Here is a 19,193-nt window from a genome sequence, read left to right as displayed (position 1 = left end):
GAAAATAGAGACCATCGACCTCAATGCCCTTGCTCAATAGGATGGCAAAACTGTTCGCGATGTCCTCGCACACCTGTTCGCGATGTCTCCGGTCCAAACACCACAAGGGGAGAAGGAAACGGCAGCGATGCCCCCCTCAGCCCGTGCGTCGATGCTGATCCGATCCGCTATCCAGCCACGCAATGTCGTCGAGCGAAAGCGCAATGTCGAGCGCCTGCAGGCTGTCCTCCAGTTCGTCGAGCGTGCGTGGTCCGATCAGCGGGACGGACGGGAATGGCTGGGCCAGGACGTAGGCGAGCGCGACATGGATCGGGCTCTTGCCCAGCCGGTTGGCGAGCTCGATCGCCCGGTCGCGGCGGACGAAATTCTTCTCGGAGTACCAGACCCGGACCAACTCTTCATTGTCACGCTGGTCACGCCCGGCGCGGCCGGTGAAAAAACCCCGTCCCTGGCTCGACCAGGCGAAATTGGGCATCTGCCGGGCCGTCAGCCAGGCCTTCCAGTCGTCGCTCGACGAGGTGACGCAACCCGGCCAGATCGGCACCAGCATCTCGGCCAGCGAAAAATTGTTCGAAAGCGCGCCAGGCTTCTGCTTGCCGGTCCGCTCGGCATAGGCAATCGCCTCGTCCATGCGTTCCCTCGTCCAGTTCGAGCCGCCGAACGGACCGCGGATGCGGCCAGCCCTGACCTCCCGGTCCATCGCGTCGACGAATTCGTCGACCGGCACGTCGGGATCGTCGCGGTGCATGAAATAGACGTCGACATGATCGGTCTGCAGCCGGTCGAGCGACTGGGTGAGCTGCTTGCCGATCACATCGGGATAGCAGAGCGGGGTGTGCGCGCCCTTGCCGATGACTACTGCTTGCTCACGCACGCCGCGGTTTTTCAGCCATTGGCCGAGCAGCGTTTCGGTGTAGCCGCTGCCGTAGATGAAGGCGGTGTCGAAGACGTTGCCGCCGGCTTCGAAATAGGCATCGAGCAGGATCATGCCGGAGGAGAAGGTGCGAAAATCCTCGAAGCCGAGCGCCAGGCACGAGGCCGGCCGCGGCAGGCCCGGAATTTCGCGCTTCGCAATGATGGTGCCGCCGGAGCGCAGCCGCCGGCCAGAAATGGTGTCGACACGTTTTTCGGGTTTTTCGATCTCGTATTCGAGCCCGATGGCGGCACGCCATTTGTCGAGCACACGCAGATTGCCGAGACTGTCGGCCCAGCCCATGCCGGGCCAGGCAAACTCCTGCTTTCCGGCCAGGATCGCCTCGCCGGCGGCGTCGACCTCGAAAGCGTAGAGCCAGCGGTCTTCCCTGACCTCGACCACCTCCTCACCGCCTGAACGGATGATGCGGATCTCGCCGGTGCCGCCTTCCCTGCCGCTCGCATACCAGAAATCCGCGACCTCGATGCGGCCTTTGGTACCAAGGATGCGCAGGATATTGTCCTGGGCGAGCGAGATGCCGCAGGAGACTTCGGCGACGATGCCGTTGGGAAAATGCAGCAGCGCCGAAGCCCATTCGTCGACGCCGGACTGGCCGAGATGCGCCGCACCCGCCACCTTGTCCGGCTCGGCGAAAAGCTTTCCCGATGCGGCCCCGGCAATCAGCCGCGCCATCGAAACGGGGTAGCCGCCGACGTCGAGAATGCCGCCGCCGGCGAGATCGTTGGCATAAAGCCGGTGCTCCGGCATGAAGCCAGGCATGGCGAAGCCGAAGCTCGATTTCACCATGCGCACCTCGCCGATTGCGCCGGACCTGACGAGGTCGACCAGCTTTGCCGTCTGCGGATGCAGCCGGTACATGAAAGCCTCGCCGAGAAAGGTGCCGGCCCTGCGCGCTGCATGGATCATCGCGTCGGCCTCGAAAGCGGTGAGCCCCATCGGCTTTTCGCAAAGCACATGTTTTCCGGCCTCGGCCGCCCTGATCGCCCATTCGGCGTGGCTGGGGTGCGGCGTCGAAATGTAGACCGCATCGACGTCCGGATCGGCGAGCAAAGCCTCGTAGCCGTCGAGGATGAGGGCACCAGGGAAGTTTTCAGCGAGGCCTGGTTTGCCGGGATTGCGCGCACCAATGGCGACCAATGTGCCGGTGCGCGAATGGGCGACGCCGCCGGCAAAGGCCTTGGCGATGGTGCCGGGCCCGAGAATGCCCCAGCGGATTTTTTGTGGTTCGGACGTCATTCCTGGATCTCCTTGGGGTCGCCTCGGCGTCGCGAGTTGGTGAAAGAAAAATTGCGTGTCTTGGTGTGCATGGCGTTGTCCCAAACCGCTGCGCACCCTCGGTTCACGCCCGAGGGCATGCTTTTGGGCACTAGCGAATACGAGCACCTGACGTGTCGAAGAGAAGCGATTGGCCAGCCTTTATCGACACCACCATGTGGTCGCCAGTCGCCCGCTGCCGCGACGCCTCGCGCTCGATGATCAGTTCCTCTGGTCCGGCATTGGCATAGACGTAGCTCACCGATCCGAGATGCTCGGCGACGTCGGCCTTGACGGCGATGTCGCAGTCGCCTTCGCCGGCTTCGAAGAAATGCTCCGGCCGCACCCCGAGCACGACCTCGGCGCCGACCGCAGGCGGGGCGCCCGACAGCGGTTTCCGCAGCCGAGCGCCGCCATGGTTGGCGAGTTCGATGACCGTCGCATTGCCGTCGTTGCCAACCACTTGTGCCGCCAGAAAATTCATCTTCGGCGAGCCGACGAAACCGGCGACGAAGCGGTTGGCGGGGTCGTCATAGAGATCGAGCGGCGCGCCGATCTGCTCGATATTGCCGGCGTTGAGCACGACAATTCTGTCGGCCAGCGTCATTGCTTCGGTCTGGTCGTGCGTCACATAGATCATGGTGACGCCGAGCTCCTTGTGCAGGCGCGAGATCTCGACCCGCATCTGCACCCTGAGCTCGGCGTCGAGATTGCTCAGCGGCTCGTCGAACAGGAACACTTGCGGCTCGCGCACGATGGCGCGGCCGATGGCGACGCGCTGGCGCTGGCCGCCCGACAATTGCCGCGGGCGCCGCTTCATCAGCTCGGCGATGCGCAGGATCTCGGCGGCCCGCTTCACCCGCCGCTCGGTGTCAGCTTTCGGGTTGCCGTTCATTCTCAGCCCAAAGCTCAGGTTCTGCTCGACGCTCATATGCGGATAGAGCGCGTAGGACTGGAACACCATGGCGATGCCGCGGTCGGCCGGCTCGACATTGTTCACTACCTTGCCGCCGATGGCGATCTCGCCGCCGCTGATGTCCTCGAGCCCGGCGATCATCCTGAGCAGCGTGGACTTGCCGCAGCCGGAGGGGCCGACGAAGACGACGAATTCGCCGTCGTCGACGTCGATGTTCGCGCCGTGAACGATCTCGAAGACACCGAAGCGCTTGACGACATTTTTGAGTGTGACCGCTGCCATGCTGATCCTATTTGATGGCGCCGGCGGCAATGCCGGCGACGAAATGGCGCTGCAAGAGCACGAACACGACGAGCATCGGCACGGTGAGCATTACGGCGCCCGCCATGATGCCGCCCCACGACACTTTGGTGAGGCCGATCAGCGTGCCGAGCGCCACCGGCGCCGTCATCGCGCCGGGTTTGGAATTGATCAGCAGCGGCCAGAGATAATTGTTCCAAGAGGCAAGGAACAGGATGATGGCGAGCGCCGCCAGCATCGGCCGCGCCAGCGGCAGCGCTACGAACAGGAAGATCCGCCATTCCTTGACCCCCTCGACGCGTGCGGCGTCGAACAGATCGCCCGGCATCATCGAGAAGCTCTGCCGCATGAACAGCACGCCGAGCGAATTGAACAGCGGCGGCACGATCAGCGCCACCCAGGTGTTGGCGAGCTTGAAGTCGCGCGCCACCATGATGAATTGCGGGATCAGCACGACAGCATAGGGCAGCGTGATGGTGCCGAGGATGATCGCGACGACGACGCCCTTGCCGAAGAACTGGTAGCGCGCCAGCGCCCAGCCGGCCATCGAGGTGAGCAGCACCGACAGGAACGTATAGGTCACCGCCACCGAGACCGAGATGCCGATGGCGCCGATGAAATTGGTGTCGCGCTGCAGATTGTTGACGTTGTCGAGAAAGCTGCCGTGCGGCAAAAGCTCGATGCTGGGGCTGAAAATGCCCCTGTCGGGCATGGTCGAGAAGATCACCATCATCCACAGCGGAAACAGCCAGATCAGCGCCAGCGGCGTCAGGAAGAGATGCAGCGCGATGCTGCGTCCCAATCTGGAGAAGGAACGGCTCGAAGCGGAACGTGAGCTCATTTCGGCTCCCTCGTCAGCCACAGTTGCACCAGCGAGATGGCGATCGCCAGCCCGGCCATGGTGTAGGCGATGGCCGAGGCGTAGCCGAAATTGAGCGACCTGAAACCCTGGCGGTAAAGCAGCAGCCCGAGCGTTTCGGTGCCGCCGCCCGGCCCGCCGCGCTCGGTGATCAGGAACGGTTCGGTGAACAGCTGCATGGTGCCGATGATCGACAGCACGGCGCAGAACACGATGATCGGCTTGAGCAGCGGCAGGGTGATGTAGAAGAACTGCTTGAGCTTGCTGACGCGGTCCAGCGTCGCCGCCTCATAGACATCCTGGGGGATGGACTGCAGGCCGGCGAGCAGGATGATGGCATTGTAGCCGGCCCAGCGCCAGGTCACCGCGATCATGATCACCGCCATCGCCGGGGTGACGTTGGAAAACCAGTCGATACGCGGCAGGCCGACGCTGTTCAGCAGCTTGTTGATGATGCCGTAGTCGAGATTGAACATCAGCCGGAACACCGCCGAATAGGCGACTTCGCCGACCACGACCGGGGCGAAAAAGGCGAAGCGGAACAGGCCACGGGCCTTGAGCAGCGGCGAATTGAGCAGCACCGCCATGACGATCGCCAAAGTGATCATCACCGGCACCTGGATGACGAGGATGAGCAGCGTGTTCTTCAAGGCGTTGAAAAAGGCCGGGTCGCCGATCAGCCGGCCCCAGTTGAAGGTCGGCGCGAACCGCCACGGCACGGTGCGCGTCGCCTGGAAGGAGATCAGGAAGGAGTTGATGATCGGCCACAGCCAGAAGATCGAGAAGATCAGCAGATAGGGCGCGAGGAAGCGGTACGCCGTGGCGTTCTGATAGCGCATCGTTGCCTCCTTCGCTTCCCGTTTCTAGGTTTACCGGCCTGCCTTGCCTTCTCCCCTTGTGGGAGAAGGTGGATTGGCGCGCAGCGCCAAGACGGATGAGGGGTGCTGGACGGAATGAGACGTTGGTGTTCCCTGGAACACCCCTCATCCGACCTCGCTTCGCGAGGCCACCTTCTCCCACAAGGGGAGAAGGGGAGTCGCGTTCAGATCACTCTTCGACCGGCAGGCCGGTCGCCGAGGCGATCTGGCTTGCGGCATCGTCGAGCGCCGCCTTGGCGTCGGGGTAGCCGCCGCCGAGATATTTGGTCTGCACTGCGCGGACGATGATTTCCGCGTCGCTCTGGAACGGCGTGCCGCGGCTGGGGACGACTTTCGGCAAGGTGCCAAGAATGTCCTTCCACACCGCCTGGCCGCCCCAATAGGGCTGGCCTTCGGAGACATAGGGGTCGTCGAGCGCCGAGATCAGCGACGGCACCAGGCCAAAACCCTTCAGCATCGCTATCTGGCCCTCGTTGGTCGCGAGGGAGTATTTCAGGTAGGCGTAGGCGGCTTCCTTGTTGTTCGACACCGAGGTGATGGCGAGCGAGGAACCGCCGAGATTGGCGGCGCGCGGGCCGTCGGCGGTGAGGCTCGGCATCAGGTAGACGCCCCATTTGCCGCTGCCGTCGGGCGACTCGGTGCGTATGGTGCCCTCGTACCAGCCGCCATACATCTGGCTGGCGACCTTGTCGGCGGTGTTGTTGGTGATCTTGGTGCCCCAATCGGCCGAGGTGATGATGCCGGCGTCCTTCATATCCTTGATCTTGGTCATCGACGCCACGCAGCCCGGCTGGTTGACGGTGATCGACTGCCCGTCGGCAGCGAAATAGGCGCAGCCCTGCTCGTTGGCGATCATGCGGAAGAATTCGGAGTCGCCGTTGAAATCGGCGTTGGTCATCGTCACGCCGGGATTGGCCTCCTGGATCTTCTTGCCGGCGGCAATGAAATCGTCCCAGGTCTTGATCGAGGTCGGGTCGACGCCGGCCTTCTCATAGAAGTCGCGGCGATAGTACATCGCCACCGGGCCGGAATCCCACGGCATCGCATAGGCCTTGTCTTCCACTTCGAGCTCGGTGCGCTTGAAATCGGGGAATTTTGCCTGGTCCTCGGCGGTATAGCCGAGCGTATGGAGGTCGACGAAGCAGTCCGGGAACTGGCTCCAGTAGTTCTCGGCCTCACCGTTCTCGATCGTCACGATGTCCGGCAGCCCCTCTCCGCCGGCGGCGCAGCCGGCGATCGACTTGTCATAGGTCGGCTGGTTGCCGAGATCCTGGACCGTGACCTTGATGTCGGGGAACTGCTTGTTAAAACCTTCTATGGTGGCCTTCAGCGACGAAGCGGCGACGTTCCAGCTCCAGATCGTGATTTCACCGGATTGCGCAAAGGCCGGGGCTGAGCCCAAGGCAAGCGCGAACGCGGCGCAGGTCAGTGTGATGCGCATTGAAATCCTCCCATTTCATTTGCTCTCTCTTCGCGAGCATGGCTAGACTAGGCGCCGGCGAAGGCTTGTCCGCGACAAAGGGAATAAAGAATGGGCGGAAAGTAAGATGCCGGAAAGGCCGTTTTACCAGCCCGGCGCCAGCAGCGTGGAGGGTCTGCCGCTGCTGCTGCAGATGTTTCACACCCAGCCCCTGGTGATGCTGAAGCCGCATTGGCATGCCCAGGTCGAGGTGAATTTCATCGTCCGCGGCGCCGTGCACTACCGCATGGACGAGCACGAGATCGCGCTTTCGGCCGGCGACATGTGCCTGTTCTGGGGCGGCCTGCCGCACCAGATGGACGATGCGTCGGACGATGCGGTCTATGCCGGCGCGCATCTGCCGCTGGTGCACTTCTTCCGGCTGCACCTGCCCGCCGACGTCCGCAACCGGCTGATGACCGGCGCGACCTTGGTGACCAATGCCACCGACCGGTCCGACAGCGACAATTTCGAGCGCTGGAACCGCTACGTCCGCTCGGGCGATGCGTGCAAGGCCGAGCACGCCGTCAACGAACTCTTGCTGCGGCTGGAGCGGGTGCGCTTCGAACCCTACCGGCTGGTGCCCGAAACGCCGATCGAGCAGGAAGCAGGCAGCCCCTTCGACCAGCAATCGCTGCGCAATGTCGGGCGCATGTGCGACTTCATCGCCGAGAACTTCCTCTACGACATCGACTGCGTCGACATCGCGGCGGCGGCCGACATCCATCCCAAATACGCCATGAGCGTTTTCAAGAAGTCGACCGGCATGACGCTCAACGAATATGTCAATCTGTTGCGGCTCAGCTACGCCCAGGCGCTGCTGATGCACCAGGACGCCAACGTGCTGCGCGTCGCCATGGACTCCGGCTTCGGCTCGCTCAGCGCCTTCAACAAGTCGTTCCGCAAGCTGGCCGGCATGTCGCCGTCGGATTTTCGCAGAGGCGCGGGCGCCCGATAGTCGATGCACAGGACATGGCTGGGACCCGGGCGCCGAACACCAAGGCGGTCACGGTTTGGTTTGGCGCCCACGCGACAATGCACCACCGGCCCTGAGGCCGGTGGTGCTCGCTGGACCGTCTGTAGGGGCAGGACCGTTCCAGGGGATCCCTTAGGATCGGACTCGAATGTCGGCTTTTTCTTGACCCACGGCATCGGCCGAACAGATGAAGGAGCCCGCCAACCGACCAAGAATCTCGATGCTACGATGCGCCGCCGCGCACACATGATTTGCAATTTTATTCGGCGTCGGCTGGCTGGTGCCGTGCAGCCCAAACGCGAAAAAGCCGCGGCGAACCGCGGCTTTTCGATGCTTGTTTCCCGCTTGGGAAACTGGAGCGGGTGAAGCGATTCGAACGCTCGACCCCAACCTTGGCAAGGTTGTGCTCTACCCCTGAGCTACACCCGCTCGCGCGGCTTTTGGGCCGCAAGCCGAGCCTATATGGCTGAAGGGCGCGGCGATTGCAACAGGGAAATCGCAGGTTTTTTGGGCCGCACCCGGCGACGCAAACCAGCCTTCCCTGGCGCGGACAGGAACGCAATCGGCAGCCATGCCGCGCAACGGTCTTGTCTCGGCCGCGTCATTGGCCGTAAACGGCATGATCCAAACGCGCGACAACAAGAAAGTCCGACAGAAACGACATGCCGAAAACCGAAGCCGAGCTTTTCGCCTTTCTTGCCGATCTCGGGATCGAGGTCTCGACCCTGCGCCATCCGCCGCTGTTCACGGTCGCCGATTCGCAGGCGCTGCGCGGGGAAATCGCCGGCGGGCACACCAAGAACCTGTTCCTCAAGGACAGGAAGGACAATTTCTTCCTGGTCAGCGTCGATGAGGAGGCGGTGGTCGATCTCAAGCAGATCCACCAAATCATCGGCGCCGCCGGGCGCGTGTCCTTCGGCAAGCCGGAGATGCTGATGGAGCTTCTCGGCGTCGCTCCGGGGGCGGTCACCGTGTTCGGCTTGATCAACGATACGCAGTTACGGGTCAAGGTCGTTCTCGACCAGGAGTTGATGCGCCATGCCGTCATCAACGCCCATCCGCTGACCAACGAGGCAACGACATCGATCGCCGCCGCCGACCTGGTCAAATTCGTCGAGGCAACCGGGCATGATGCTGTTATCTTGAAAGTCACGGCATGATCGCCACATGGATGACGATATACCGACTTCTGAGTGAGAATTAAGGATGTTGCGCCGGGCTGGCGGCCGGGCGGCGACCGAAAGGGCACGAGATGAGCGACAACAATCAATTTGGCGGCCCGTTTGGCAGCAATGCCGGACAGTATGCCACCACTGTGCAGTATGGCGGCACTGAGGCGTCTGAGAAAGTCGCGCTTGGCGACCCGCCTGTCGCTGCCGACGTCATCAAGGAGACGACGACGGCAGCATTTGCCGCCGACGTCATCCAGGAATCGCGCCGTCAGCCGGTGCTGGTCGATTTCTGGGCGCCATGGTGCGGGCCCTGCAAGCAACTGACGCCGCTGCTGGAAAAGGCGGTCACCGCCGCCGGCGGCAAGGTCAAGCTGGTCAAGATGAACATCGACGACCATCCTTCGATCGCCGGACAGCTCGGCATCCAGTCGATACCGGCCGTCATCGCATTCAAGGATGGCCAGCCGGTCGACGGTTTCATGGGGGCCATTCCCGAGAGCCAGATCGCCGCCTTCATCCAGAAGGTCGGCGGCAAGGGCAATGGTGCGCCGCAGGTGGCCGAGGCGCTTGCCGCGGCCGCGGAGGCGCGCGCCGCCGGCGATGTGCAGACCGCGGCGGACATTTTCGACGCGATCCTGGAACAGGCGCCGGAGACAATCGAGGCGATTGCCGGGCTGGGCGATCTGCTGTTCGAGGCCGGCGATGCCGAGGGCGCCGAAGCCGTGCTGGCGCGGGCGCCGGAAGCAAAAAAGGATGCGCCGCCGCTCGCCGCCGTGCGCGCCAAGATGGCGCTCGCCGCGCAGGCACAAGCACTTGGCAATCCGGCCGAGCTCGAGCGGCGCCTGGCTGAGAACCCCGGCGATCATCAGGCACGTTTCGAGCTTGCCATGATCCAGAACGCCAACGGCGAGCGCATGGCCGCAGCCGACAATCTGCTGGCGATCGTCAAGGCCGATCGCTCGTGGAACGACGACGGCGCCAAGACGCAGTTGCTGCAGTTCTTCGAGGCCTGGGGCATGACCGACGAGGCAACGCTGGCGGCACGTCGCAAATTGTCGTCGCTGCTGTTTTCCTGAGCGCAGCACCAAGCTGTTTTTGCCTGATGGCCTTGCGGTCGACAACGTCTGCGCCAGATTAGGAGGCCTGACCGATCCGTTCTTTGCCTGTTGACGATTTTGGGCCTGGTGACGATTTTGGGTCAGGTTGCGAAGGGATGGGCGGGCTTGATGCGCTTCTTGAGGGAGCGAGCGGAGGTTTGAAGTGCAGGCGGGAAACGCGCATTACCGGCTCGATACGGATTTGCCGCCGACGGTGCCGATCTTCCCGCTTGAAGGCGCCTTGCTGCTGCCGGGCGGCCGCATGCCGCTCAACATTTTCGAGCCGCGCTATCTGGAGATGGTCGATGAGGCGATCGCCGGATCGCGGCTGATCGGCGTCATACAGCCCAGCCTCGACGGCTCGCGGCGTCCCGACGGCGAGCCGGCGCTTTGCAATGTAGGCTGCGCCGGCCGTATCATCGCGCTTTCCGAGAGCGGCGACGGCCGCTACCTGATTTCGCTGCAAGGTGTGTGCCGGTTCCGCATCGTGCAGGAGCTTGTGGTCAAGACGCCCTTCCGCCAGTGCCGGTTTGCCCCCTTTCTCACCGATCTCGACGAAGATCAGGCCGAGGCCGAGATCGACCGGCCGGCGCTGCTCAAGGCATTTCGCGCCTATTTGCAGGCCAACGATCTTGAAGCCGACTGGGAAAGCGTTAGCCGCGCCGAAAACGCCATGCTGGTCAATGCGCTGTCGATGATGGCGCCCTACGGGCCGGCCGAGAAACAGGCGCTGCTCGAAGCGGCCGACCTCAAGACACGCGCCGAAACCCTGATCGCCATCACCGAAATGGCGCTGGCACGCGAGAACGAGGATTTCGGCTCGAGTTTGCAGTAGGCAAAGTAAAAGGAACGCTGGGACTAAGCCAATTGCGGAAGTCGGCGCCGCCCCTGCCGGGCATTTCTCCCCGTATAGGGACGGGGAGAAGGGGCTGTCGGCAGCCTTGGCGGACGTTCTGCAACGCGGGTGATTGGCGAAACCACCGATGAGAGCGTCCCTCTCCCGTCACTATACGGGGAGAGGATGCCGGCAGGCAGGTGAGGGGCAGCGTCAACGCACGAAGACTGAGGACGAACGAGAGGACTGACAAAATGGTGGATGGGCGTGAGGGAAAGAAGGCCAATGTCGACCCCAAGCTGCTGGAATTGCTGGCCTGCCCGCTGACCAAGGGTCCGCTTAGCTGGGATCCGGAGCGCGGCGAGCTCATCTCGAGGGTCGCACGGCTTGCCTATCCGGTGCGTGACGGCATTCCGATCATGCTGCCTTCGGAGGCACGCTCGCTCCCCTTCGACGACGGATTGCCGCCGCCGCGGTTGAGCGGGCCGTCCTGAAGCGTGGTGATCCTTCGCTGTCCCGCCGACACATCCCCTATTGAAAATTGCGCCCCTTGGGCATGACCCTTTCTGCCTTCCCCGCGATGTCCTGCCGGTCGTCTTGCACGACAGGGACATCGGGCTTCTCCTCAAAAAGCACGGACAGCCAGGGTGTCAGGTCCTCGACCTTGTCGGCGACGATATGGATGACGTCCGATTCCGACTGCAGTTTGCCGGTGACGCGGATCAGCCGCGCGCCCATGACAATGGGCCGGTAGCGGTTGAAGGTCCTTTCCCAAAAAATGACGTTGGCGACCGCCTGCTCGTCTTCCAGCGTCAGGAAAATCGCTTTGGCGTTGCCCGGCCGCTGCCGCACCAGGACAAGGCCGGCTACCGAAACGCGCTTGCCGTCCCGAACCTGGCCGAGGCGCGCATTGGGGGTGACGCCTGAGCGGTCCAGCCGCTGGCGCAGAAAGGCAAGCGGGTGCGCCTTCAGCGACAGGCCGAGCGAACGATAGTCGTGGACGACGTGCTCGCCGAGCGGCATTGTCGGCAGCCTGGTCTCGGGCTCGAGATCGCGCAAGCGGATCGCCGGCCGGTCGAACAGCGGCAGGGTTTCCGTGGCACTCCTGCCGTCGAGCGCGCGGACCGCCCACAGGGCGTTGCGGCGGTCGAGGCCGAGCGAACGGAAAGCGTCGGCTTGCGCCAGCTTCTCGATCTCGTCGACGTAGAGGCCCGAGCGCAGCCAGACATCGCGAACGGATGCGTAGCGGTCGCCGCGTCTGGCGACAAACACCTCCATGCGCTCCTTCGACAGGCCCTTGACCTGGCGAAAACCCAGCCGGACGGCATGGCTGGTCCGGATGACGCCGTGCATTTCGGCATGGCGGTCGAGGATGCGGGTTGGATCAAAAGGCACTTCTTCCAGCGCGCAGTCCCAACCGGAAAAATTGACGTCGACCTCGCGGATTTCGACGCCATGGTCACGCGCGTCGCGGACAAGCTGAGCCGGCTGATAAAATCCCATCGGCTGGGAATTCAGGATCGCGGCGCAGAACACGTCGGGATAGAAGGTCTTGAACCAGCAGGAGGCATAGACCAGCAGGGCGAAGGAGGCGGCATGGCTTTCCGGAAAGCCATATTCGCCAAAACCCTCGATCTGCTTGAAGCAGCGCTCGGCGAAGTCCTTTTCGTAACCCCGCAAAATCATGCCGTCGACCATCCGCCTGCGATAATTGCCGATCGTGCCGGTGCGCTTGAAGGTGGCCATGGCGCGGCGCAGTTCATCGGCCTCGCCCGGCCTGAAGCCGCCGGCGACAATGGCGATCTTCATCGCCTGTTCCTGGAACAGCGGCACGCCCAGCGTCCTGCCGAGTATCTCTTCCAGTTCCGGCTTGGGATATTCGGGCTTTTCCTTGCCTTGCCTGCGGCGCAGATAGGGGTGGACCATGTCGCCCTGGATCGGGCCGGGCCGCACGATCGCCACCTCGATGACGAGATCATAGAATGTTTTCGGCCTGAGCCGCGGCAGCATCGACATCTGGGCGCGCGATTCGATCTGGAAGACGCCGATCGTGTCGGCGCGGCAGATCATGTCGTAGACATGTTTGTCCTCGGCAGGGAGGGTGGCCAGCACATAGGGCCGGCCAAAATCATCCCGCGCATCGGGATAATGATCCTCAAGCAGGGTGAAGGCGCGCTGCAGGCAGGTCAGCATGCCGAGCGCCAGCACGTCGACTTTCAGGATTTTCACCGCGTCGAGATCGTCCTTGTCCCACTCGACCATCTTGCGCTCGTCCATCGCCGTCTTGATGATGGGCACGATCTCGTCGAGCCGGTCCCTGGTGATGACGAAGCCGCCGACATGCTGCGACAGATGACGGGGAAAGCCCATGATCTCGTTGGCGCATTCGATCACCTGCCTTGTCGACGGATCGGTTTGATCGAGGCCGCCGGCCCCGGTCTCCTTTTCGCCGAGCTCCGAGGTCGACCAGCCCCAGATCGAGCTGGACAGCGCGCTCCTGACATCGTCCGACAGGCCCATCGCCTTGGCCACTTCGCGCATCGCCGACCGGCCCCGGTAGCTGACGACGGCCGCGGCAAGCGCGGTGCGCTTGGCGCTGTATTTCGAGTAGATATACTGGATGACCTCCTCGCGTCTTTCATGCTCGAAATCGACATCGATGTCGGGCGGCTCGTTTCTTTCCTCGGAAATGAAGCGCTCGAAAAGCGAATCGATCCGCTCAGGCCCCACTTCGGTGATGCCGATGCAATAGCAGACCACCGAGTTGGCGGCGGAGCCACGTCCCTGGCAGAGTATGCCCTGACTGCGGGCGAATTTGACGATGTCGTAGACAGTCAGGAAATAGCGCGCGTAATTCAGGCGCTCGATCAAAGCGAGCTCCTCGCGGATGCGCCTGGTCACATCGGCGGGAACGCCCGAGGGGTAGCGTATCGCGGCTCCCTCCAGAGCCAACCTTTCCAGTTCGGCCTGGGGCCCGAGCCCTGATTCCGTGGGTTCGTCGGGATAGTTGTATTGGAGGTCACTGAGAGAGAAGCTCAATTCGCCGGCAAAGCGCAGCGTTTGCGCCAGTGCCTGCGGATGCCGCCGGAACAGCCGCGCCATCTCCATTGGCGGCTTCAAATGGCGCTCGGCATTGGCCGCCAGTTCCAGCCCGGCTTCGGCAACAGGCACGTTGAGGCGGATCGCCGTCAGCACGTCCTGCAGCCGGCGCCGTTCGGACGTATGGTAAAGAACGTCGTTGGTCGCCATCAGCGGAATGCCTGATGCCTCGGCCATGGCAGCCGCCTGCTCGACACGGTAGCGGTCGTTGCCGTGATAATCCGGCGAAACGGCAAGCCGCAGGGTCTTGCCGAAGCGATCTTTCAGGCGGCTGATCAGCCTGAGATCCTGCGCCGGCGTCGACAGATCCGGCAGGATCGCCAGCGACATGCGATCGCCCCATTCGAAAAGGTCGTCGCGATAGAGCAGCGGTGCGCCCTTTTCGCTGTCGTCGCGCATATTGGCCTGCGTCAGCATGCGGCACAGATGGCCCCAGCCCTTGCGGTCCTGCGGATAGGCGAGAACGTCGGGCGTGCCATCGCAAAAAACCAGGCGGCAGCCGGGATGATAGGAAAGACCTTCCACCTTGGCCTGCTGCCAGGCTCGCACGACGCCGGCCACCGTGTTGCGGTCGGCAAGCCCGATCGACGAAAAGCCCAAAAACTTTGCCGCGACCACCAGCTCCTCCGGTTTCGAGGCGCCGCGCAGGAACGAGAAATTCGACTGGATGCCGAATTCGGCATAGGGGACGACCGCCAGCGCGTTCATGCGAAGACCCCATGCATGAACCAGCGCGGCGCCGCCTGCGAGGCGCCGTAGAGCCCTTGGCGATAAAGCCAGTAACGGCCGCCGTCGCTATCCTCGATGCGGAAATAATCCCGGGTCGCTTCCTGCCCCGATGCCTCCCGCCACCATTCCGGGGCGATGCGTTCCGGCCCTTCGGCGCGCGCCACCCGGTAGAGCGCGCGCCGCCAGCGGAAGTTCAGCGGCGGTCCTTCAGGCATTTCGGTGGCCGGCACCTCGATCGGCTCGGGCGAGCGGAACAGCCGGATCGGCCGTTCCGGCCGCAAGACAGGCCTGGAAGTGTCTTGTATCCTGTCCGGCTGCTTCGGCGCAGAGACCCTTTGCGGCGCCTCCGCATAGGGAAGCATGGCGACGGCGCGCTCGGGCAGATGACTCTCGACGGCGACCGGTTTCAAAACCGCGCTGTCGCCGAGCCGGGCGCGGATGCGGTCGGCGAAAAGCGCGATGTCGGCGCTGTCGTCGCGCGTCTCGCCGGTCAGATCCGCCTGCTGCATGTCGAAGGCCGCGGCCGACAGCACCGAGAGGCGCACGAGATCGAAGCCATAGCCGGCATCGATGTCCTGTTCGAGCGCGGCAAGCCTCTCGTGGAACAATTTCTGGATCAGCAACGGCTCGCGCAACGGCCGCGAGGTGCCGACGGCGATGCGGCTGACGGCGCCGTCGACGCGGAAAAGCAGCAGCGCCAGCCTTCTTGCGCCCTCGCCGCGGCGCTCGAGGTCCGCCTTCAATGTCGTCGCCAGTATTTTCACCAGCCGCTCTATTTCGTCGGTCAGCATGATCGGTTCGGCGAGATGGCGTTCGACCGAAAGCGGCGCCACCGGCAGGCGCGGCGACACCGCCTCGTCGAGGTGGCCGAGCGCCTGGTCGAGACGCAAAAGCAGCGATCTGCCGAAGCGGCGGGCGAGCGGCGCGCGCGGTGCTGCCATGACGGCGCCCGCCGTGCGCAGGCCGACGCTTTCCAGGCTGGCGCGGATGTCAGGCTCGATGCGCAGCGCCGCCAGCGGCAAGGGCGCGAGAAGCGCCTCCTCCTCGCCACCGGGGACGATGCGGTCACCAGAAAACCGCGCTGCCGCCCAGGCTGCACCTGGTGTGGCGGCAAGGCCGGCGCGGACATCGAAACCCTGATGGAAAAAGCGCGACAGGATGTCATCCAGCATCGCCCGTTCGCCGCCGAAAAGATGGGTGCAGCCGGTGACGTCGAGGAACAGGCCATCGGCTGCGTCGATCGCCACCAGCGGGGTGTAGCGGTCGCACCAGTCGGCGAGGCTTTCGAGCAGGCGGCGGTCGGCCTCGGGATCGGCTTCCACGACGTCGATCGACGGATGCATGGCGCGCGCGTCGGCTATGCCCATGCCGCGCTTCAGGTGAAGCGCCTCAGCCCGCTCGTCGAGGGCGGCGATGCGCTGCGCGTTCGCCTGGCGATGGCTGATCACCAGCGGCAGGTGATCCGACGGCCGCGAACGCCAGGACCGCCCCAGACGCTGGCGCAGGATCCTTTCCGCGGCGAGATGCGGAAACCACAGGGACAGGATTCGCTGCCCGTTCTTGCCGTCTTTCCCCAGCCCTTCTTTCCTCGAAACTGCGTTCATCGGGGTTCCACTCCAGTGTGAATTGTCCTGGCAAGGCGGTGCGGCTCTTGCCGATGCTGACGGTGAAGGCGGGACGGCCGATCGAGCCGGCGAGCGGCCCGGCGATCGTCTCGCGTGGTGCCGACGGCGCCGCCGACAGGACGAGGCGGACGGGTGCCGCCGTCGGCTCGGGTTCGCCGGCCTGGCGCAGCAAAAACACCGGCCGGCCGGCGCTCTGTGCCCGGGCGTGCAGCCGCCGCGTCGCGGTGAGGTCCAGCCGCTGCGGACTGCCGCGGATTTCGAGGATGACGGCGGCGAGCCCCGTCATCCGGGCGGCCTCCTCGGCGGTCCACAGCGCGTCGAGGAGCCTTGGCGCCTCGGAAAACAGCAATTGCTCCGGCTCGATGCCGAAAAGGCGATGAAGCCCTGTGGCATAGGGGAAGCCGGCCTCGCGGAAGATTTCCGCGGTGCCGATCCACAGGACCGGCAGTCGCGGCCCCTGTTTGAGGATCAGGCTGACGAGCGACAGGGCGAAGCCGGCGACGGCCCCGGCATCGCGGGTCGCGGCGCCATGGATCTCGCTCAGCGCCGCCTTCGGCAGGCCGCCGCCGAGCGCAGTATCGAGATCTTCGGCGCCGGTGCGCACAAACGCATCGGGCGGCGCCACGGCGAGGCCGCGGCGGACGATTGTCAGATTTTTGGGCGGGATATTTTTGGGCGTGACATCGGCTGTTGGATCCCCGGGAGTGACATCAGCTGTTGGATCCCCGGGAGTGACATCAGCTGTTGGATTCCGGGGCGCATCAACGGGAGCGCCGGCCGGCGCCTGCAGGCGCTCGGGCAGCGTTCCCTCGATCTTCGCGATCTGGCGGCGCAGGGCAAAAACAGTCTCCCGCGCCACGGCCCTTGTCGCCATGACGGTCAGCTTCCACTCACAATTGTTCCTGTTATGTTCTAATAGATTCCAGAGGGCGGCCGAAGAGTCAAGCGGAGTCATGGGCGCAGTCATGGGGAATTTATTCCTGCCGCGCCTGGACGGCAACCCGGCCAATTGCCGAGTCCGGCGCGAAAGCCTATATGCCGGGATCAGAAGGACAAAGCATGGCCCGCATCTACAAAACCCGTACCTGGCACGACGAGCTTTCGCCGTCGATGGAGGAAATGGAGTTCCTGGCGCTAGAAGCTTACGCCCATCTGCCGGAGGAGTTTCGCAAGCTGACCGGCGAGATCGTCATCCAGATCGCCGAATTCCCGACCGACGAGATCATGGACGATTTGTCGCTGGAAACGCCTTTCGACCTGCTCGGCCTGTTCGAGGGGCGCGGCATCGCCGAGCGCTGGAATCCGCAGACCGGCGAGGGGCCGAACCGCGTCACGCTCTACCGCCGCGCCATCCTCGACTACTGGGCCGAGAACGAGGAGACGCTGGGCGATATCGTCACCCATGTGCTGATCCACGAGATCGGCCACCATTTCGGCCTGTCGGACGATGATATGGAGCGGATCGAAGAGGCAGCCGAGTAGGCTGTGCTGATATTCAGGTGATGCCGGCCTGCGACCGGCAGTTCCCTGCGCTTCCGGTGCTCACGTACCCAAAAGTACGCTCCGCTCCGGTTCTCGGAAACTACCCAGTCTGGTCGCTTCGCGCCCGTCTTCGACTCCGGCGCGGCCTGACCTGAATCTCAACACACCCTGCGTCGAGCTTTGCAAATCTACCAATCGCTGAGCTTGGTGCCAGGGCCGTATTCCTGGCCCTCGACATCCTTCACCACGGCCTGGCCGCAGCGCATGACCTTGGTCTGCTTGTCGTAGGAATAGGCCGGCGAGCCGAACAGGTGCCAGCCCTTGTTCAGCGCCGCCGTCACCTTGTGGCAGAAGCTGGAATCGTCCGGGCCGGACAGAAAGCGGTAGAGTTTCATTTTTCATTCCTGTGATAAGTTGCCAATCATGCCCCGCTAGCGGCCGCCTTCGCCAGCAGTTTCTCGGCCTGCGCCAGATGCAGCCGTTCGAGCATCTTTCCATTCAGCGCAATGACTTGCCTGCCGGCATTTTCGGCAAGCGCGAAGGCCTCCTTGACCGCACGCGCCTCGGCCACGGCTTCGGCAGATGGTGCAAAGGCGCGGTTTGCGGCATCGATCTGGGCCGGATGGATCAGCGACTTGCCGTCGAACCCCATGGCGGCTGCTTCCGTGCATTCGCGCGCAAAAGCGTCCAGATCGCGAAAATCGTTGAAGACACCGTCGAGCAGGTCGAGGCCACCGGCGCGTGCTGCGAGCACCATCTGCATCAGCCATGGCGTGAGATAGCGCCGGTCGGGCGTAGCGAGAATGCCGGTGTCCTTGACCAGGTCGTTCGTTCCGGCAACGAAACAGACCAGCCGCGAGGCCGGATCGCGGCCAAGCTCGGCAATCGGGCCGATGTTGAGCAGCGCCTTGGGCGTCTCGATCATCGCCCATAGTTTTACCTCGTCGGGTGAAAAATTGTCGTCCAGCACGTCGCCGGCTTCCAGGACGTCGCGCGGCGTGTCGACCTTGGGCAGCAGGATGGCGTCGGGCTCGCAGCTTGCCGCCGCCAGCAAGTCCCTGGCGCCCCATTCGCTGGAGAGCGGGTTGATGCGCACGACCATTTCGCAGCGCAGGTTTGCGCGGTGAGCGAAAATATCAGCCAGCTTTTCGCGCGCAAAAACCTTGTCGGCCGGGGCGACGGCATCTTCGAGATCGATGATGACGGCATCGCAGGCCAGCGACGAGATCTTGGCCAGCGCCTTGTCGTTCGAGGCCGGGACGTAAAGCACCGAGCGGCGCGGGCGGCAGGTTTCAGTCATGCCTGATCTATGCCGCCTGGAGGCGATCGAAGCAACCCGTCTGGCTTCTACCGGGCCAATCGCCTCAGGTTGAATTTTCCCTATCTTCAGGCGTTGGTGCTGCCCCTCACCTGCCTGCCGGCATCCTCTCCCCGTATAGTGACGGGGAGAGGGGCGCGCTCTCAATGATTTCGCCAATTTCCAGCGTTGTAGAATACGCGCCACGGTTGCGACCGGTCACTTCTCCCCGTCTCTATACGGGGAGAAGTGCCCGGCAGGGCGATGAGGGGCGGCGACGA

The 19,193-nt window shown here is 63.8% G+C and carries 16 protein-coding genes and 1 tRNA gene; 6 read left to right on the top strand and 11 right to left on the bottom strand.

Annotated elements, in window-relative coordinates:
• Positions 1–136 precede the first annotated feature (136 nt).
• The 5 genes from AC0L2V_RS25190 to AC0L2V_RS25170 all read right to left on the bottom strand — a co-directional run bounded on the left by AC0L2V_RS25190 (position 137) and on the right by AC0L2V_RS25170 (position 6,582).
• Complete coding sequence (locus AC0L2V_RS25190; RefSeq protein ID WP_473521495.1) at positions 137–2,170, bottom strand: aldo/keto reductase; 2,034 nt, start codon at positions 2,168–2,170, stop codon at positions 137–139.
• Between the two features lie 130 nt (positions 2,171–2,300).
• Positions 2,301–3,386 carry an ABC transporter ATP-binding protein gene (locus AC0L2V_RS25185; protein WP_473521494.1) on the bottom strand — a complete coding sequence of 362 codons (1,086 nt, stop codon included), beginning with the start codon at positions 3,384–3,386 and terminating at the stop codon, positions 2,301–2,303.
• Between the two features lie 7 nt (positions 3,387–3,393).
• Positions 3,394–4,245 (bottom strand): carbohydrate ABC transporter permease, encoded by an 852-nt coding sequence (locus AC0L2V_RS25180; RefSeq protein WP_473521493.1) that lies wholly within the window; start codon positions 4,243–4,245, stop codon positions 3,394–3,396.
• On the bottom strand, positions 4,242–5,102 hold the full coding sequence (locus AC0L2V_RS25175; RefSeq protein WP_023802709.1) for a carbohydrate ABC transporter permease: 861 nt from the start codon (positions 5,100–5,102) through the stop codon (positions 4,242–4,244). Before AC0L2V_RS25175 ends, AC0L2V_RS25180 begins: the two co-directional genes overlap by 4 nt.
• Positions 5,103–5,310: 208 nt before the next feature.
• Positions 5,311–6,582 carry an ABC transporter substrate-binding protein gene (locus tag AC0L2V_RS25170; protein ID WP_473521492.1) on the bottom strand — a complete coding sequence of 424 codons (1,272 nt, stop codon included), beginning with the start codon at positions 6,580–6,582 and terminating at the stop codon, positions 5,311–5,313.
• Between the two features lie 106 nt (positions 6,583–6,688).
• Here AC0L2V_RS25170 and AC0L2V_RS25165 point away from each other — a divergent pair, with 106 nt between their 5' ends.
• Entirely contained in the window at positions 6,689–7,558 is an 870-nt protein-coding gene (locus tag AC0L2V_RS25165; protein ID WP_473521491.1) for a helix-turn-helix domain-containing protein, read from the top strand.
• Between the two features lie 372 nt (positions 7,559–7,930).
• On the opposite strand, the gene AC0L2V_RS25160 is transcribed toward AC0L2V_RS25165, so the two are convergent.
• A tRNA-Gly gene (locus AC0L2V_RS25160) sits at positions 7,931–8,005 on the bottom strand.
• Between the two features lie 233 nt (positions 8,006–8,238).
• On the opposite strand from AC0L2V_RS25160, the gene AC0L2V_RS25155 reads away from it, so the two are divergent.
• The 4 genes from AC0L2V_RS25155 to AC0L2V_RS25140 all read left to right on the top strand — a co-directional run bounded on the left by AC0L2V_RS25155 (position 8,239) and on the right by AC0L2V_RS25140 (position 11,174).
• The gene (locus tag AC0L2V_RS25155) at positions 8,239–8,736 is read left to right on the top strand and encodes a prolyl-tRNA synthetase associated domain-containing protein (protein ID WP_128170050.1); all 498 of its coding nucleotides are present in this window, start codon (positions 8,239–8,241) and stop codon (positions 8,734–8,736) included.
• 92 nt (positions 8,737–8,828) lie between these two features.
• Entirely contained in the window at positions 8,829–9,824 is a 996-nt protein-coding gene (trxA, locus tag AC0L2V_RS25150; protein ID WP_473521490.1) for a thioredoxin, read from the top strand.
• Between the two features lie 184 nt (positions 9,825–10,008).
• A complete protein-coding gene (locus AC0L2V_RS25145; protein ID WP_091592106.1) occupies positions 10,009–10,680 on the top strand; it encodes an LON peptidase substrate-binding domain-containing protein in 672 nt (223 codons plus the stop codon).
• A 254-nt stretch (positions 10,681–10,934) separates the two neighbouring features.
• Positions 10,935–11,174 carry a Trm112 family protein gene (locus AC0L2V_RS25140; protein ID WP_091592108.1) on the top strand — a complete coding sequence of 80 codons (240 nt, stop codon included), beginning with the start codon at positions 10,935–10,937 and terminating at the stop codon, positions 11,172–11,174.
• A gap of 37 nt (positions 11,175–11,211) precedes the next feature.
• Here AC0L2V_RS25140 and AC0L2V_RS25135 read toward each other — a convergent pair whose 3' ends face one another.
• From AC0L2V_RS25135 to AC0L2V_RS25125, 3 genes are read right to left on the bottom strand one after another with little or no spacing between them, the layout of a single operon-like run.
• Positions 11,212–14,487 carry an error-prone DNA polymerase gene (locus AC0L2V_RS25135; RefSeq protein ID WP_473521489.1) on the bottom strand — a complete coding sequence of 1,092 codons (3,276 nt, stop codon included), beginning with the start codon at positions 14,485–14,487 and terminating at the stop codon, positions 11,212–11,214.
• A complete protein-coding gene (locus AC0L2V_RS25130) occupies positions 14,484–15,956 on the bottom strand; it encodes a DUF6504 family protein (protein WP_473521488.1) in 1,473 nt (490 codons plus the stop codon). The genes AC0L2V_RS25135 and AC0L2V_RS25130 overlap by 4 nt, the downstream gene beginning before the upstream one ends.
• A complete protein-coding gene (locus AC0L2V_RS25125) occupies positions 15,898–17,007 on the bottom strand; it encodes an ImuA family protein (RefSeq protein WP_473521487.1) in 1,110 nt (369 codons plus the stop codon). Before AC0L2V_RS25125 ends, AC0L2V_RS25130 begins: the two co-directional genes overlap by 59 nt.
• 185 nt (positions 17,008–17,192) lie before the next feature.
• Here AC0L2V_RS25125 and AC0L2V_RS25120 point away from each other — a divergent pair, with 185 nt between their 5' ends.
• On the top strand, positions 17,193–17,615 hold the full coding sequence (locus AC0L2V_RS25120; RefSeq protein WP_023802719.1) for a metallopeptidase family protein: 423 nt from the start codon (positions 17,193–17,195) through the stop codon (positions 17,613–17,615).
• Positions 17,616–17,803: 188 nt separating this feature from the next.
• Here AC0L2V_RS25120 and AC0L2V_RS25115 read toward each other — a convergent pair whose 3' ends face one another.
• Together AC0L2V_RS25115 and AC0L2V_RS25110 are read right to left on the bottom strand one after the other, a co-directional pair.
• Positions 17,804–18,010 (bottom strand): DUF1737 domain-containing protein, encoded by a 207-nt coding sequence (locus tag AC0L2V_RS25115; protein WP_473521486.1) that lies wholly within the window; start codon positions 18,008–18,010, stop codon positions 17,804–17,806.
• A gap of 26 nt (positions 18,011–18,036) precedes the next feature.
• Entirely contained in the window at positions 18,037–18,915 is an 879-nt protein-coding gene (locus AC0L2V_RS25110) for an HpcH/HpaI aldolase/citrate lyase family protein (protein ID WP_473521485.1), read from the bottom strand.
• Between the last annotated feature and the right edge of the window lie 278 nt (positions 18,916–19,193).

It is taken from the genome of Mesorhizobium sp. WSM4814 (assembly GCF_055811595.1).
This window is presented reverse-complemented; position numbering and strand designations above follow the sequence as displayed.

What these genes read in the sequence shown, in the direction of transcription:
- AC0L2V_RS25190 (WP_473521495.1), bottom strand. Translation starts at nt 2,170, where the DNA reads ATGACGTCCGAACCACAAAAAATCCGCTGGGGCATTCTCGGGCCCGGC.
- AC0L2V_RS25185 (WP_473521494.1), bottom strand. Translation starts at nt 3,386, where the DNA reads ATGGCAGCGGTCACACTCAAAAATGTCGTCAAGCGCTTCGGTGTCTTC.
- AC0L2V_RS25180 (WP_473521493.1), bottom strand. Translation starts at nt 4,245, where the DNA reads ATGAGCTCACGTTCCGCTTCGAGCCGTTCCTTCTCCAGATTGGGACGC.
- AC0L2V_RS25175 (WP_023802709.1), bottom strand. Translation starts at nt 5,102, where the DNA reads ATGCGCTATCAGAACGCCACGGCGTACCGCTTCCTCGCGCCCTATCTG.
- AC0L2V_RS25170 (WP_473521492.1), bottom strand. Translation starts at nt 6,582, where the DNA reads ATGCGCATCACACTGACCTGCGCCGCGTTCGCGCTTGCCTTGGGCTCA.
- AC0L2V_RS25165 (WP_473521491.1), top strand. Translation starts at nt 6,689, where the DNA reads ATGCCGGAAAGGCCGTTTTACCAGCCCGGCGCCAGCAGCGTGGAGGGT.
- AC0L2V_RS25155 (WP_128170050.1), top strand. Translation starts at nt 8,239, where the DNA reads ATGCCGAAAACCGAAGCCGAGCTTTTCGCCTTTCTTGCCGATCTCGGG.
- trxA (WP_473521490.1), top strand. Translation starts at nt 8,829, where the DNA reads ATGAGCGACAACAATCAATTTGGCGGCCCGTTTGGCAGCAATGCCGGA.
- AC0L2V_RS25140 (WP_091592108.1), top strand. Translation starts at nt 10,935, where the DNA reads ATGGTGGATGGGCGTGAGGGAAAGAAGGCCAATGTCGACCCCAAGCTG.
- AC0L2V_RS25135 (WP_473521489.1), bottom strand. Translation starts at nt 14,487, where the DNA reads ATGAACGCGCTGGCGGTCGTCCCCTATGCCGAATTCGGCATCCAGTCG.
- AC0L2V_RS25125 (WP_473521487.1), bottom strand. Translation starts at nt 17,007, where the DNA reads ATGGCGACAAGGGCCGTGGCGCGGGAGACTGTTTTTGCCCTGCGCCGC.
- AC0L2V_RS25120 (WP_023802719.1), top strand. Translation starts at nt 17,193, where the DNA reads ATGGCCCGCATCTACAAAACCCGTACCTGGCACGACGAGCTTTCGCCG.
- AC0L2V_RS25115 (WP_473521486.1), bottom strand. Translation starts at nt 18,010, where the DNA reads ATGAAACTCTACCGCTTTCTGTCCGGCCCGGACGATTCCAGCTTCTGC.
- AC0L2V_RS25110 (WP_473521485.1), bottom strand. Translation starts at nt 18,915, where the DNA reads ATGACTGAAACCTGCCGCCCGCGCCGCTCGGTGCTTTACGTCCCGGCC.